This is a genomic window from Aeromicrobium sp. Leaf350, assembly GCF_916858655.1.
Classification (GTDB): Bacteria; Actinomycetota; Actinomycetes; order Propionibacteriales; family Nocardioidaceae; genus Aeromicrobium.
Genome location: NZ_CAKASL010000003.1, coordinates 625,500 through 639,985 on the forward strand (window position 1 = coordinate 625,500; position 14,486 = coordinate 639,985).

16 protein-coding genes are annotated in these 14,486 nt (G+C 70.9%); 10 read left to right on the forward strand and 6 right to left on the reverse strand.

The window, feature by feature from the left end; genetic code table 11:
• The first annotated feature begins 41 nt into the window (after positions 1-41).
• From LO931_RS16760 to LO931_RS16770, 3 genes are all read left to right on the forward strand, one after another.
• Positions 42-869 carry an SDR family oxidoreductase gene (locus LO931_RS16760; RefSeq protein ID WP_229055003.1) on the forward strand — a complete coding sequence of 276 codons (828 nt, stop codon included), beginning with the start codon at positions 42-44 and terminating at the stop codon, positions 867-869.
• A gap of 3 nt (positions 870-872) precedes the next feature.
• Entirely contained in the window at positions 873-2,384 is a 1,512-nt protein-coding gene (locus LO931_RS16765) for a cytochrome P450 (RefSeq protein WP_229055004.1), read from the forward strand.
• Positions 2,385-2,490: 106 nt separating this feature from the next.
• Entirely contained in the window at positions 2,491-3,048 is a 558-nt protein-coding gene (locus LO931_RS16770; RefSeq protein ID WP_229055005.1) for a Uma2 family endonuclease, read from the forward strand.
• Here LO931_RS16770 and LO931_RS16775 read toward each other — a convergent pair whose 3' ends face one another.
• From LO931_RS16775 to msrA, 3 genes are all read right to left on the reverse strand, one after another.
• On the reverse strand, positions 3,049-3,486 hold the full coding sequence (locus LO931_RS16775; protein ID WP_229055006.1) for a VOC family protein: 438 nt from the start codon (positions 3,484-3,486) through the stop codon (positions 3,049-3,051).
• A gap of 85 nt (positions 3,487-3,571) precedes the next feature.
• Positions 3,572-4,036 carry an Hsp20/alpha crystallin family protein gene (locus tag LO931_RS16780; RefSeq protein ID WP_229055007.1) on the reverse strand — a complete coding sequence of 155 codons (465 nt, stop codon included), beginning with the start codon at positions 4,034-4,036 and terminating at the stop codon, positions 3,572-3,574.
• A gap of 122 nt (positions 4,037-4,158) precedes the next feature.
• Positions 4,159-4,794, reverse strand: coding sequence for a peptide-methionine (S)-S-oxide reductase MsrA (msrA, locus tag LO931_RS16785; protein WP_229055008.1), 636 nt, complete (start codon positions 4,792-4,794; stop codon positions 4,159-4,161).
• An 86-nt stretch (positions 4,795-4,880) separates the two neighbouring features.
• Here msrA and LO931_RS16790 point away from each other — a divergent pair, with 86 nt between their 5' ends.
• Both LO931_RS16790 and ilvA read left to right on the forward strand, forming a co-directional pair.
• A complete protein-coding gene (locus LO931_RS16790) occupies positions 4,881-6,002 on the forward strand; it encodes an AI-2E family transporter (protein ID WP_229055009.1) in 1,122 nt (373 codons plus the stop codon).
• Entirely contained in the window at positions 5,999-7,198 is a 1,200-nt protein-coding gene (ilvA, locus tag LO931_RS16795; protein WP_229055010.1) for a threonine ammonia-lyase, read from the forward strand. The genes LO931_RS16790 and ilvA overlap by 4 nt, the downstream gene beginning before the upstream one ends.
• Before the next feature lies 1 nt (position 7,199).
• On the opposite strand, the gene greA is transcribed toward ilvA, so the two are convergent.
• Together greA and LO931_RS16805 are read right to left on the reverse strand one after the other, a co-directional pair.
• Positions 7,200-7,703, reverse strand: coding sequence for a transcription elongation factor GreA (greA, locus tag LO931_RS16800; RefSeq protein WP_229055011.1), 504 nt, complete (start codon positions 7,701-7,703; stop codon positions 7,200-7,202).
• Between the two features lie 67 nt (positions 7,704-7,770).
• Positions 7,771-8,148 (reverse strand): DUF4307 domain-containing protein, encoded by a 378-nt coding sequence (locus tag LO931_RS16805; RefSeq protein WP_229055012.1) that lies wholly within the window; start codon positions 8,146-8,148, stop codon positions 7,771-7,773.
• A gap of 75 nt (positions 8,149-8,223) precedes the next feature.
• On the opposite strand from LO931_RS16805, the gene mca reads away from it, so the two are divergent.
• From mca to LO931_RS16820, 3 genes are read left to right on the forward strand one after another with little or no spacing between them, the layout of a single operon-like run.
• Positions 8,224-9,105 carry a mycothiol conjugate amidase Mca gene (gene mca / locus LO931_RS16810; RefSeq protein ID WP_229055013.1) on the forward strand — a complete coding sequence of 294 codons (882 nt, stop codon included), beginning with the start codon at positions 8,224-8,226 and terminating at the stop codon, positions 9,103-9,105.
• Between the two features lie 4 nt (positions 9,106-9,109).
• A complete protein-coding gene (locus LO931_RS16815; RefSeq protein ID WP_229055014.1) occupies positions 9,110-9,340 on the forward strand; it encodes a hypothetical protein in 231 nt (76 codons plus the stop codon).
• Positions 9,340-11,331 carry a thioredoxin domain-containing protein gene (locus LO931_RS16820; protein ID WP_229055015.1) on the forward strand — a complete coding sequence of 664 codons (1,992 nt, stop codon included), beginning with the start codon at positions 9,340-9,342 and terminating at the stop codon, positions 11,329-11,331. The genes LO931_RS16815 and LO931_RS16820 overlap by 1 nt, the downstream gene beginning before the upstream one ends.
• A 129-nt stretch (positions 11,332-11,460) precedes the next feature.
• Here LO931_RS16820 and LO931_RS16825 read toward each other — a convergent pair whose 3' ends face one another.
• The gene (locus tag LO931_RS16825; protein WP_229055016.1) at positions 11,461-12,159 is read right to left on the reverse strand and encodes a hemolysin III family protein; all 699 of its coding nucleotides are present in this window, start codon (positions 12,157-12,159) and stop codon (positions 11,461-11,463) included.
• An 18-nt stretch (positions 12,160-12,177) separates the two neighbouring features.
• On the opposite strand from LO931_RS16825, the gene LO931_RS16830 reads away from it, so the two are divergent.
• Together LO931_RS16830 and LO931_RS16835 are read left to right on the forward strand one after the other, a co-directional pair.
• Entirely contained in the window at positions 12,178-12,936 is a 759-nt protein-coding gene (locus tag LO931_RS16830; RefSeq protein WP_229055017.1) for an isoprenyl transferase, read from the forward strand.
• A 187-nt stretch (positions 12,937-13,123) separates the two neighbouring features.
• Positions 13,124-14,428 (forward strand): PhoH family protein, encoded by a 1,305-nt coding sequence (locus LO931_RS16835; RefSeq protein ID WP_229055162.1) that lies wholly within the window; start codon positions 13,124-13,126, stop codon positions 14,426-14,428.
• The last annotated feature ends 58 nt before the right edge of the window (positions 14,429-14,486 follow it).

Genomic DNA, 14,486 nt, shown 5'->3' on the forward strand with positions numbered 1-14,486 from the left:
GTATCGCAAAGGCGTGACGTGCGGCACAGAGGAGCGGGAACATGAGCTGGATCAACGGCAAGGTCGCCGTGGTGACGGGCGCGGGATCGGGCATCGGCCGGGCGCTGGCGCTCGAGCTGGTGCGACGCGGCGCGACGATCGCGATCAGCGACGTCGACGTGGCCGGGCTGGAGGCGACCGCCGAGCAGGCGCGGGCGCTAGGCGGCACGGTGCGACTCGATCCGCTGGACGTCTCGCAGCGTGAGCTGGTCGAGCAGTACGCCGACTCCGTCGCTGCCGAGCTGGGCCGGGTGAACCTGGTCATCAACAACGCCGGCATCGCCTACTTCGGCGCCGTGACCGAGATGCCGTACAAGGACCTCGAGCGCGTGATGGACGTCGACTTCTGGGGCGTCGTCAACGGCACCAAGGCGTTCCTGCCGCACCTCGAGGCCTCCGGCGACGGTCACGTCGTCAACATCTCGAGCGTCTTCGGACTGTTCGGGGTGCCCTCCCAGAGCGCCTACAACGCGGCGAAGTTCGCGGTGCGCGGGTTCACCGAGTCGCTCGCGATGGAGATGAAGATGGCGAAGAAGCCCGTCTCCGTCACCTGCGTCCACCCGGGCGGCATCAAGACCAACATCGTGCGCAACGCCACCTCGGTCGAGGAGCGCGCCGACCAGAAGGGCGACATCAGCGCCCACTTCGACAAGGTCCTGGCCCGCACCACGCCGGCGAAGGCGGCCAACGTCATCCTCGACGGCGTCGAGAAGAAGAAGGTCCGCGTGCTGATCGGCGCGGACGCGAAGGTCATCGACGCCTTCATCCGCGTCGCCGGGCCGCGCTACCAAGGTGTGGTCCGCTGGGCGTCGGGCAAGTCCGGGATCTGACCGATGCGCAACGACTGGGGCGGGCAGGGCTTCCCGCACCCGCCCGGTCGCCTCCCCATCGTGGGGGACGGCCGGTCGGTCGACCCGTCCCGGCCGTTGCACAGCATGATCGGCCACGCCGAGCGCCTGCAGGAGCCGATCTTCGAGATCCAGGTGTTCGACCAGAAGTTCGTCTTCGTGTCGGGAGCCGAGCTCGCCGCCGAGATGTGTGACGAGCAGCGGTTCGGCAAGGCGCTCTCACCCGCGCTCGAGGCCCTGCGGGAGTTCGTGGGCGACGGCCTGTTCACCGCGCACACGCACGAGCCCAACTGGCGCCTGGCACACGACCTGCTCCGACCGGCCTTCACGCGCGCCGCGATGCAGTCGTACCACCCCATCATGCTCGAGACGCTCGGCGAGCTCTTCGAGTACTGGGAGCGGCTCGACGGTCCGATCGACGTCTCGCGCGACATGACCAAGCTGACGCTCGAGACGCTGGCCCGCGCCGCGCTGAGCCGTGACTTCGCCTCCTTCGAGGGCACCGACTCCCACCCCTTCGTGGCGGCGATGATCACCGCCCTGACGAGCGGCCAGCGCATGGCGACGCTGCAGACCGCGCCGGGCGGGCGGCTCGCGGTGCGCCGCATCCGCAAGAAGGCCCAGGCGGCCCAGGAGTACGTCGACCAGCTGCTCGACGACATCATCGCGAGGCGACGGGCCGAGCCGCCGTCCGAGCACGACCTGCTGGGCATCATGCTCAACGCGAAGCACCCCGAGACCGGTGAGCAGCTCGACGACACCAACATCCGCCACCAGATCCTGACGTTCCTCGTGGCCGGTCACGAGACGACCTCGGGCGCCCTCTCGTTCGCGCTGTACTACCTGAGCCGCAACCCTAAGGCGCTGGCCATGGCCCACGCCGAGGCCGACGCGGTGCTCGGCGCTGACCGCGACGCCGAGCCGACCTTCGAGCAGGTCGCCCGCTTCCGCTACCTGCGGCGGGTGCTCGACGAGGCGCTGCGGCTCTGGCCCACGGCGCCGGCGTTCGGCCGGTCGCCGCGGGAGACGACGACGCTCTCGACCGGACACGTCATGCGCCCGCAGGACTGGGCCATCGTGCTGCTGCCGGCGATGCACCGCGACCGCTCCGTGTGGGGCGAGGACGCCGAGGCCTTCGACCCCGACCGGTTCCTGCCCGAGCGTTCACGCGGACGCCTGCCGCAGACGTACAAGCCGTTCGGCACGGGGGAGCGCTCGTGCATCGGCCGCCAGTTCGCCCAGCACGAGTCGATCCTGGTGCTCGCGCGGCTGCTGCACCGCTACGAGATCACGGGCGACCCCGACTACCAGCTCGACATCGCCGAGCGGCTCACGATCGTGCCGAAGGGCTTCGAGCTGCGGCTCACGCCCCGGACGCCGGAGGTGCGCGTGGACGATCAGCCCGCCGACCCGGAGCCGGGTGTCGAGCCCACGGACTCCGGCGGCGTGTGCCCCTACTCCGGGAGCCGGCGCGACGGAGCCGACGCAGGGCGCTGATCCTCAGGGCCCGCTCGTCCACAGGCTCCGTGATGGGTCGTGGCCTGTGTCAGTTCACGACAGTTGGCTGTGGTCATGACCGAGGAGGCGACCTACCATGAACGTCATGGCGACCGAGGTGTCCATCGGGCTCCCGCGAGGACGCGCACTCACGCGCGACGACCTGGCGGCGCTGCCGGATGACGGGCACCGCTACGAGCTGCTCGACGGGGTGCTCATCGTGAGCCCGTCCCCGGTGATGCGCCACCAGCGAGCGCTGGCCCGGCTGTTCCGCATCGTCGACGATGCGTGCCCCGGGGGCCTTGAGGTGTTCTTCGCCCCGTTCGACGTCGTGCTGGCCGACGACACCGTGATGCAGCCCGACCTGCTCGTGGCGCGGGTGGCCGACCTGACCGAGCGCGACCTTCCGGTGGCTCCCGTCCTGGCCGTCGAGGTGCTGTCGCCCTCGACCAGGCGCGTCGACCTGCTGCTGAAGAAGGAGCGGCTCGAGCGTGCGGGGTGCGTCCACTACTGGGTCGTCGACCCGAGCGGTGTCGGGGCGGTCACGGCCTGGGCCCTGAGCGACGGTGCTTACCACCAGGTGACGCACGTCAGCGGCGACGACACCTTCGCGGTCACCGAACCGTTCGAGGTCGGCTTCAGTCCCGCCGCGCTCGTGTCCTGATCAGCTCCCGTCGGCTGGACCGAGCGCCGTGTTACCCACCTCGTCGACCGACCAGTACGGGTTGAATGCGACCTCCCAGAGGTGACCGTCGGGGTCGGAGAAGTACCCGGAGAACCCGCCCCACTCGGTGTCGGTGGCGGGCTTCGTGACAGTGCCGCCGGCCTCCCGGGCCAGGTCCAGCACCTCGACGACCTCGTCGCGGCTGCGGGTGTTGTAGGCCAGGGCGAACCCGCCGAACCCGGGCGGTGCGTCGGGCACGCCGGCATCGGCGGCGAGCTCGGCTCGGTCCCAGAGCGCCAGCACGATGCCGGGCAGCTGGTAGAACGCCACCTCGTCCTCGGTGTTGCCGCGTCGCCACCCCAGGCCCTCCTCGTAGAAGGCGCGGGCACGGGCGAGGTCACCGACGCCGAGCGTCACCAGGCTGAGTCGTTGCTCCATGCCCTCGACGGTACGTCGGAGCCTGCCGCTGGTCGAGTGTCACGCGTCCCTCGCGCGACACTCGACCAGCGGGGATCGCGCGGCGTCAGGCCTGGTCGACCTGCGGGGCTCCGTCGGCGATCGTGATGCGCGTCGGCTCGGTGCCGGCGTAGACGCCCGCGACGCGGACGTTCAGCACGCCCTGGTCGTAGTGGGCGCTGACGGCGTCGGCGCCCACGTGGCCCGGGAGGCCGAACGAACGACGGAAGCGGCCGTAGCGGACCTCGCGCACGGAGCGTCCGGTCGACTCCTCGGCGTGGGCGTCCTTGCGCTCACCGGCCACGACGAGCCGGCCGTTGGTCACCTCGACCGTGACGTCCTCCGCGACGTCGACGCCCGGCAGGTCGAGGCGCACGACGACGTCGTCGCCGTCGCGCACGGTCTCGGCCGTGGGGGTGAAGGCGAGTGCCTCGCCGGACTGGCCGGGCTGGTTCGCGAAGGTCGAGCGGACGAGGGTGTCGAAGTCGGCGAAGAAGGGATCTCGACCGCGGAAGCGGGTGATGGTGCTCATGTGTCCTCCGGATGTGAAACAGGTGCCGACCACCGTGGCCGACACCTGTCACAACTTGAGTGCACCCGACTCAATTCCCCTGAGTGACCCGCGTTCACGATGGGCGAACACGGGCCGTGCCGTCAGGCGTAGCTGACGCCCGTGGCGTGCAGCGGGCAGTAACCGTGCGGGTTCCGCACCAGGTACTGCTGGTGGTAGTCCTCCGCGTAGTAGTACTCGGTCAGCGGCTTGATCTCGGTCGTGATCCGGCCGTAGCCGTTCGCCGACATCTTCTGCTGGTAGTGCTCGCGCGACGTCTCGGCCTTCGCCTGCTGCTCGGGGGTCGTGGTCAGCAGCACCGAGCGGTACTGCGAGCCGCGGTCGTTGCCCTGGCGCATGCCCTGCGTCGGGTCGTGGTTCTCCCAGAACGTGGCCAGGAGGTCGTCGTAGGAGAGCACGGCGGGGTCGAAGACGACGCGCACGACCTCGGAGTGACCCGTGCGGCCCGTGCACACCTCCTCGTACGTGGGGTTCGGCGTGTAGCCGCCGGCGTAGCCGACGGTCGTCGACCAGACGCCGGGCAGCTGCCAGAACGTCTGCTCCTCACCCCAGAAGCAGCCGAGGCCGACCACGGCGACCTCGAAGCCCTCGGGGCCGTCGGTCTCGAGCGGGTTTCCGGTGACCAGGTGGCGGTCACCGACCAGGTGCTGGCGTGAGGGGCGACCCGGGAGGGCGTCCTCGCGGGCGGGCATCTCGGTCTTGCGGGTTCCGAAGATCATGCGTTCATCCTTCCTCGTGCGGCCAAAGCTCGCCACACCGTCAACGCGGGCCAGGACCCGGATGTTCCGCGGGTAGGCTCGACCGAGTGAGCCAGCGCTATCAGGTCCCGATCGGCGTCGAGATCGCCACGGCGTGGGCCTGGCGGCTGATCGTCATCGCCGCCGCGGGGCTCGGCCTGCTGTACCTGCTGCAGTACTTCTCCGAGATCACGGTCCCGATCACGATCGGCCTGCTGGGCACGGCGCTCACGATCGGCTTCGTCGACTGGCTCGAGCGACGTGGCATCCCGCGCCTGCTCGCCACGATCGTCGTCGCGATCCTCATGCTCGTGGGCCTGGTCGGCCTCGTCGCGCTGGTCGGCCAGCAGCTCTCGACCCAGTTCGACGAGCTGCGCTCCAGCGTCGTCGCCGGCATCGGCGAGCTGCGTGACTGGGCGCGCAACGGTCCGCTCGGCCTGAGCGACAGCGACCTGAACCGCTACGTCACCGAGGTGCAGGACGCGATCTCCGGCACCGGTCGCGAGGCCGTGCTCGACCAGGCCACCGCGGTCGGCATCTCCCTCGCGCACTTCGTGACGGGCTTCTTCATCGCCCTGTTCGCCTCGGTGTTCTTCCTCTGGGAGGGCGACCGCATCTGGGCCTGGGTCGTGACCCTGTTCCCGCGCGAGGCGCGCGCCAAGGTCAACTCCTCGGGCAACCGGGCGTGGGAGTCGCTCACGAGCTTCGTGCGCGCCACGGTGCTCGTGGCGTTTGTCGACGCCCTCGGCATCGCCCTCGGAGCCTGGCTGCTCGGCGTGCCGCTCACGTTCGCGGTCGGCGTGATCGTGTTCCTCGGCGCCTTTGTGCCGATCATCGGCGCCTTCGCCTCGGGCATGATCGCGGTGCTGGTGGCCCTCGTGGCACAGGGGCCCTGGACCGCGCTGTTCATGCTGCTCGTCGTGATCGGCGTGCAGCAGCTCGAGTCGCACGTGCTGCAGCCCTTCCTCATGGGGCGCCTCGTCGCGGTGCACCCGCTCGCCATCATCGCGGCGATCGCCGCGGGCATCACCGTCTCCGGCGTCGTCGGCGCCCTCGTCGCGGTGCCGCTCGTCGCCTGCCTCAACGGCGTCGTGCGCCACCTGGCCGAGCAGGCCGGCAACCCCCTGCAGGAGGACGGACTGCCGGAGGACGTCCCACCCGACGCCGAGCTGCCCGCGGAACAGGCATGACCACGCCGTCCTGGGCCGGTGTCGAGTCGGCCGCCGAGCTGCTCGACGGCGTCGCCGAGGTGACACCGCTCGCGCACTCCCGCTGGCTCAGCGAGCTGACAGGCACCGAGGTCCTGCTCAAGTGCGAGAACCTGCAGCGCACCGGCTCGTTCAAGCTGCGGGGCGCCTACACGCGCATCGCTCGCCTGACCGAGGCCGAGCGGGCGGCCGGCGTCGTCGCGGCCTCGGCCGGCAACCACGCGCAGGGCGTCGCCCTGGCGGCCCAGATGCTCGGCATCAAGGCCCGCATCTACATGCCGGAGGGCGCGGCCCTGCCCAAGGTGCAGGCCACCCAGGGCTACGGCGCGGAGATCGAGCTCGTCGGTGTCGACGTCGAGGCCAGCATCCTGGCCGCTCGCGAGTACGCCGACCGCACGGGCGCGATCCTCATCCACCCGTTCGACCACGCCGACGTGGTCGTCGGCCAGGGGACCGTGGGCCTGGAGATCCTGCGCCAGCTGCCCGAGGTCGGCACGGTGCTGGTGCCGGTCGGAGGCGGAGGCCTGGTCGCGGGCATCGCGCTCCTGCGGGAGGTGCGGCCGGACGTCAAGGTCGTCGGCGTGCAGACCGCCGCGGTCAGCCCCTACGTCCCCTCGCTCAGCGCCGGCACGCCGATGCTCGTGCCGGGCCTCCCGACCATGGCCGACGGCATCGCCGTGGCCCAGCCCGGTGCGGTGCCGTTCGCGGTCGTCGCCGACCTGGTCGACGAGGTCGTGACGGTCAGCGAGGAGGCGATGAGCCGGGCGCTGATCGGCCTGCTCGAGCGCGCGAAGCTGCTCGTCGAGCCGGCGGGTGCCGCCGGTGTCGCCGCGCTGCTGGACCGTCCGCACGACTTCCCGGGTCCGGTCGTCCCGGTGCTCTCCGGCGGCAACATCGACGCCCTGCTCCTGCTCGAGGTGATCCGCCACGGCCTCAAGGCCGCCGGCCGCTTCCTCAGCTTCCGGGTGCACCTGACCGACCGGCCGGGTGAGCTGATGCGGCTGCTCACCGACCTGGCGTCGATGCAGGTCAACATCCTCAACGTCGTGCACGACCGCGCCTCGGAGGCGCTCGGTGTCGGCGAGGTCGAGGTGGCGCTGCAGGTCGCGACCCGCGGGCCGGGTCACGCCGAGAAGGTCATGACCCGCCTGGCGTCCCTGGGCTACCGGCGTCCGTGACTCAGAACGGGGTGGCGTCGACGATCTCGACCGAGATGGTCGAGCCGTTCGGGGCCTCGTAGCTGGCCGAGTCGCCGGTCTTCTTGCCCAACAGCGCCGCGCCCAGGGGTGAGGTGGGGGAGTAGACGTCGAGGTCGACCGCGCTGTCGAGGCTCAGGACCTCGCGCGAGCCGAGCAGGAACGTCTCGGTGTCGGTGTCGCCCTCGAAGCGGATCGTGACCTTCATGCCGGCCTCGACCACGCCGTCGTCGGCGGGCTTCTCGCCCACCTCGGCGCGACGGATGATGTCCTCGAGCTGGCGGATGCGGGCCTCGGTCTTGCCCTGCTCCTCGCGGGCGGCGTGGTAGCCGCCGTTCTCCTTGAGGTCGCCCTCGTCGCGGGCGGCGGCGATCTTGGCCGTGATGTCAGGCCGGACCTCGTCCTTGAGGTGGTCGAGCTCCTCCTGAAGGCGCGTGAGGGCTTCCTCGGTGACCCAGAGGGTCTCGGTGCCGGTCGGCTGCGTCATGGCGAACTCCTTCAAGACGTACGGAACCCCGAGCGCCCGGCTCGGGGTGAAGTTCCGAGGCTAGCACTCAGTCGGAGACTTCGCACGAGCGAACGACGCCCGTCACCGCACGTTCCGTGGTCGTCAGCGTGACGCCCTGGCGCTCGATCTTCTCCTGAGATGCCGGGACGGTCACGGTCTTCTCGCCGACGATCGAATGGTCCTGGGCCTGGGCGTAGACGCTGCACGTGACCGCCACGGGCTCCTCCCGGACGACCTCCAGCACCAGGTCGATCTGCGTGTCCGACACGACGTCGTAGGAGTAGATGTCGGTGCTGACCGGTCGCGGCTGCAGCGCGATCCACGCGGCCCACGCGACCCCCACCGCGATCCCGGCGCCGGCGACGACCCACCACAGCCAGCGCGGCGAGGATCGGGTGCCGTAGCGATCGGCGAGGTCGGTCATGGGTCCAGTGTCTCAGGGGGCACGGAACGCTCGGCCTGCCCCCGAGGGCTGGTCGGTTCCCGGCCTCCCGGAATAATGAGGCCCGTGACCGAGCCGCTGCGACTGATGCACGTGCACGCGCACCCCGACGACGAGTCGAGCAAGGGTGCCGCGTCGACCGCCAAGTACGTGGCCGAGGGCGTCGACGTCCACGTCGTCACCTGCACCGGCGGGGAGCGTGGCTCGATCCTGAACCCGAGCTTCCAGCACCCGGGCATCGAGGACGATCCCGAGCTGATCACCGAGATCCGCCGCGAGGAGATGGAGCGCGCCCGCGACATCCTGGGCGTGACGCAGGACTGGCTCGGCTGGGTCGACTCCGGCTGGCCCGAGGGCGACCCGAAGCCGCCGCTGCCCGAGGGCTGCTTCGGCCTCGTGCCGCTCGAGGAGGCCGCGCTCCCGCTGGTGCGCCTGATCCGCTCGTTCCGCCCGCAGGTCCTCACGACGTACGACGAGAACGGCGGCTACCCGCACCCCGACCACATCAAGTGCCACGAGATCAGCGTGTTCGCCTACGAGGCGGCGGCCGACCCCGAGCGCTACCCCGAGCTCGGCGAGCCGTGGCAGGTCAGCAAGCTCTACTACCAGGGCGGGTTCACGCGGGAGCGCATCGAGCGCATCGGGGCCGCGATGGAGGAGCGGGGGCTCGAGAACCCGTACGCGGAGTGGCTCAAGGACCGCGACCCCGACCAGAAGCGTGACGACCGCATCACGACGCGGGTCGAGTGTGCCGACTACTTCCACGTGCGTGACGCGGCCCTGATCGCCCACGCCACGCAGATCGACCCGGACGGCTTCTTCTTCTCGGTGCCGCGCGAGGTGCAGGCCGAGGTCTGGCCGACGGAGGACTTCGAGCTCGTCGACAGCAAGGTGCCCACGACCCTGCCCGAGGACGACTTGTTCGCGGGCCTACGCTGAAGCCATGTACGAGTTCGCGAGCGCAGTGCTCGTCGCCAACGAGGAGCGGGGTCTCGACCCCAACATCGTGCGACCGGGATGGGTCGCGCTCGGCATCTTCGTGCTCATGGCGATCGCCCTCGCGCTGCTGATGTGGTCGTTCGCCCGCGTCTCGCGCCGGGCCCGCGCACCGTGGGACGGCGAGGACGTCGAGAGCCCCGAGACCTCGGAGCAGGCTGACGCCGACCGCGCCTGATGGCCAACCGTCTCGCCGCCGCGCAGTCGCCGTACCTCCAGCAGCACGCCGGCAACCCCGTCGACTGGTGGGAGTGGGGCGAGGAGGCCTTCGCGGTCGCGCGTGAGCTCGACCGGCCGGTGCTGCTGAGCGTCGGCTACGCGGCGTGCCACTGGTGCCACGTCATGGCGCACGAGTCGTTCGAGGACGCCGCCACGGCCGACTTCATGAACGCGCACTTCGTCAACATCAAGGTCGACCGCGAGGAACGGCCGGACGTCGATGCCGTCTACATGCGCGCCACGCAGGCCATGACCGGGCACGGCGGATGGCCCATGACCTGCGTCCTGACGCCGGAGGGTGAGCCGTTCTTCGCCGGCACCTACTTCCCGCCGGAGCCCACGAGCGGCGCCCCGGCGTTCACCCAGGTGCTGCAGGCGCTCGCCGACGCGTGGCGCGAGCGCCGCGAGGAGGTCCTCACCGTGGGCCGCGACGTCGTCGCACACCTGCAGGACTCGCGCGACCCCGACGGCGACCTGCTGACGGCCGACGACCTCGACGAGGCGGTCGGCACCTTGGCCCGCAGCTACGACGAGGACGCCGCGGGTTTCGGCGCGGCCCCGAAGTTCCCTCCGTCGATGGTTCTCGAGTTCCTGCTGCGCCACCACGACCGCACGGGTGCGGACGACTCCCTGGCGATGGTGGCCGCGACGTGCGAGGCGATGGCGCGCGGCGGCCTGTACGACCAGCTCGGAGGGGGCTTCGCGCGGTACAGCGTCGACCGCTACTGGCGCGTGCCGCACTTCGAGAAGATGCTCTACGACAACGCGCTGCTGCTGCGGGTCTACCTGCACTGGTGGCGCGCGACGGGCTCTCCGCTCGCCGAGCGGGTGGCCCGCGAGACCGCCGCGTTCCTGCTGGCGGAGATGCGCACGCCCGAGGGTGGGTTCGCCTCCGCGCTCGACGCGGACAGCGCTGACGCGAGAGGCGACGTCCACGAGGGCGCCTTCTACGTGTGGAACCCCAACGACCTGATGCGCCTGCTCGGCGCGAAGGACGGGGCCTGGGCGGTCAGCCTGCTCGCCGTCAGCGGTGCCGGCACGTTCGAGCGCGGGTACTCGACCTTGCAGCTGCCCGACGATCCCGACGACGCCGAGCGGTGGGCGCGGGTGCGCGCGACCCTGCTCGAGGCGCGCGCCGGCCGCACCCGGCCAGCGCGCGACGACAAGGTCGTGGCGTCCTGGAACGGCTGGACCATCACGGCGCTCGTCGAGGCCGGCGTGCTGCTCGACGACCCGGCGCTCACCGCGGCTGCGGTCGAGGCGGCCGAGCTGCTCGTGCGGGTGCACCTCGTCGACGGGAAGCTGGTCCGCACGTCGCGAGACGGCACGGCCAGTGCCCATGCCGGCGTCCTGGAGGACCACGCCGCCGTGGCGGAGGCCTTCCTCACGGTGCTGGGTGTCACGGGCGACGCGGTGTGGCTCGAGCGCGCGCTCGCGCTGCTGGAGCGGGTCGTCACCGACTTCGCCGACCCCGAGGGCGGGTTCGTCGACGCCCCCGGCGACGGGCTCGTGGTGGCGCCGCGCGACGTCGCCGACAACGCCTATCCGTCGGGCACCAGCGCTGCCGCGACGGCGTTCGTCGCGGCTGCCGCCATCACGGGCGACGCGCGGTGGCGTTCGGCCGCCGAGGAGGCCGTCTCGGCGGCGTCACCCACGGCCCGCGCCGCCCCGCGGTTCGCCGGCCAGGCCCTGGCCGCGGCCGAGGCCCTGGTGGCCGGGCCCGTCGAGGTCGCCGTCGTCGGCGCCCCGGAGGCGCGGGGCGAGATGCTGCGCGCCGCGTGGTCGCTCACCTCGCCGGGCGCCGTCGTGGTCGGCGGGGCCGAGGGGCTCGACGTCCCCCTGTTCGAGGCCCGCACGGTGCGCGACGGCCGGGCGACCGCCTACGTCTGTCGCGGCTTCGTCTGCCAGGCCCCCACGACCGACCCCCGGGCCCTCCCCACCCTCACCTGAACTACCCCTCGCGAGAGACTTCGTTACCCGTGGCGAGAGACCTTGTTGGTGCACACGAGAGAGTTCGTCACTCCTGTCCACAAACAAGCTCACTCGCGAGGGGTAACAAAGTCTCTCGCGAGCGGTACGTCAGCGTTGGGTGTAGGCCAGGAGGCTGATGCCGACGTAGTGGACGACGAAGGCGGCGATCGTGAGGGAGTGGAACACCTCGTGGAAGCCGAACCAGCGGGGCCACGGGTTGGGCCACTTGAAGCCGTAGACCACCGCGCCGAGCGTGTAGAGCCCGCCGCCGACGATCATCAGCACGAGCACCGCCGTGGGCGCCTCGTCGACGAACTCGCCCCAGTACAGGACCGCGGCCCAGCCGAGCGCGACGTACAGCGGCACGTAGATCCAGCGCGGCGCGCCGACCCAGAAGACCCGGAACGCCACGCCCAGCAGGGCGCCACCCCAGACGATGCTCAGCATGATGACGGCATGCTCCGTGCTCAGGAGCAGCAGCGAGAACGGCGTGTACGAGCCCGCGATGAGCAGGAAGATGTTGGCGTGGTCGATGCGCTTCCACACGACGCGGGCCTCTTCGGACCACGTGCGCGTGTGGTAGATCGCGCTGCAGCTGAACAGCAGCAGCGCCGAGACCATGAACACCGCGGCGCCCAGACGCACTGTGAGGTCGTCGGCGATGACCATCATGACGAGGAACGAGATGAACGACAGCGGGGCCACCGCGGCGTGCAGCCACCCCCGCAGTCGAGGCTTGATCTCGTCGACGGATCGAGGGAAACGGCCGAGTACCGGCTCGTCGGTGAGCGATGAGGTCTCCGGCATGGCGTTAGATTAGCCCCCATGGGTCTGAGCTCCCTGGCGTACGGAGCGTACGAGCGCCGCCTCGCGCGGCGACTCGACGAACAGCGCCTCCCCCACCACATCGGTGCCATCGTCGACGGCAACCGCCGATGGGCCAAGGATGCCGGCCGCGACCTCGAGAGCGGCTACCAGGCCGGGGCCGCCAAGATCGACGAGTTCCTCGGCTGGTGCCACGAGCTCGGCGTGCGCATCGTCACGTTCTGGGTGCTCTCGACCGACAACCTCCAGCGTCCCGAGAGCGAGGTGCGCGGCATCCTCGACGCCGTCGAGGAGCTCGTGGAGCGGCTCGCCGACGACGGCCGCTGGAACCTGCGGCTCATCGGCAGCCTCGACCTGCTGCCGGCCGAGTCGGCCGCCAGGCTCAAGCGCGCCACCGAGAACAGCGCGGGCACCGAGCTCGTCGTCAACATCTGCGTCGGGTACGGCGGACGCCAGGAGCTCACCGATGCGATGCGCTCGCTGCTCCTGGAGGAGTCCTCCAAGGGCCGGTCGCTCGAGGACGTCGCCAGCACGCTCGTGGTCGACGACATCGCCGAGCACCTGTACACCAAGGGCCAGCCCGACCCCGACCTCGTGATCCGCACCTCCGGCGAGCAGCGGCTCTCGGGCTTCCTGCTCTGGCAGTCGGTGCACTCGGAGTTCTACTTCACCGACGTCCTGTGGCCCGCGCTGCGACGCGTCGACCTGCTGCGCGCGGTGCGCTCCTACGCCAACCGCGAGCGCCGCTTCGGCACCTGACGCAGTGTTCACCTGAGCGAAACGCGCGGCTCAGCGTGTCGTCTCGGATCGACGCTCCGGCGGGCGTACTTTGCGAGTGTGTTGATGCTCGCCCCTGACTTCGACCGCCCCACTCGCACCGACGACTAGGGCCGGCGCAGGGCGCGCGCGGGCTCGGTAGGAGACAGCTGTGGCTGTGAACGAGAGCATGCGACGCACGTACGTCATCGACACCAGCGTTCTTCTGGCTGACCCGGGCGCACTGACCCGGTTCCATGAGCACGAGGTCGTCGTCCCGGTGGTCGTCATCACCGAGCTGGAGGCCAAGCGCCACCATCCCGAGCTGGGCTACTTCGCCCGGTCGGCCCTCCGGTACCTCGACGACCTCCGCGTGGTCCACGGCACGCTCGACGCGCCGCTCCCGATCGGTGAGGAGGGCGGCACCCTGCGGGTGGAGCTCAACCACATCGACTCCTCGTCGCTCCCGGCCGGCTTCCGCCTGGGCGACAACGACACCCGCATCCTCAGCGTCGCGAAGAACCTCGCCGACGAGGGTCGGGCCGTCACGCTGGTCTCCAAGGACCTGCCGATGCGCGTCAAGGCCTCCGCGGTCGGCCTCGCGGCCGAGGAGTACCGGGCCGAGCTGGCTCTCGAGTCGGGGTGGACCGGCATGCGTGAGCTCGAGGTCGACGTCGCTGACCTCGACGTGCTCTACGAGACCGGCACGCTCGACCTGACGACCCTCGACGCGCCCGGTGCGGCCGACCTCCCGTGCCACACGGGCCTGGTGCTCCTGAGTGACAAGGGGAGCGGACTCGGCCGCGTCACGGCCGACAAGCAGGTGCAGCTGGTGCGCGGCGACCGGGAGGCCTTCGGCATCCACGGCCGCTCGGCCGAGCAGCGCGTCGCGCTCGACCTCCTGCTCGACCCGGAGATCGGCATCGTGTCGCTCGGCGGCCGCGCCGGCACCGGCAAGTCGGCGATGGCGATCTGCGCCGGCCTCGAGGCCACGCTCGAGCGCGGCCAGCACAAGAAGGTCGTCGTCTTCCGCCCGCTGTACGCCGTCGGCGGCCAGGAGCTCGGCTACCTGCCCGGCAGCGAGTCCGAGAAGATGGGGCCGTGGGCCCAGGCGGTCTTCGACACGCTCGGCGCGATGACGTCCCAGGCCGTCATCGACGAGATCCTCGACCGCCAGATGCTCGAGGTCCTGCCGCTGACGCACATCCGCGGCCGCTCGCTCCACGACGCGTTCGTCATCGTCGACGAGGCGCAGTCGCTCGAGCGCAACGTGCTGCTGACGGTGCTCTCGCGCATCGGCGCCAACTCCAAGGTCGTGCTGACCCATGACGTCGCCCAGCGCGACAACCTGCGGGTCGGTCGTCACGACGGCGTCGTCGCGGTGGTCGAGAAGCTCAAGGGTCACCCGCTCTTCGCGCACGTGACCCTCACCCGGTCCGAGCGTTCGCCCGTCGCGGCGCTCGTGACCGAGATGCTGGAGGACGTCACTCTCTGAGGGCCCGCCCAGCAGCCCCGCCGAGCAGCCGTACCGAGCAGCCCCCCGAGCAGCACGG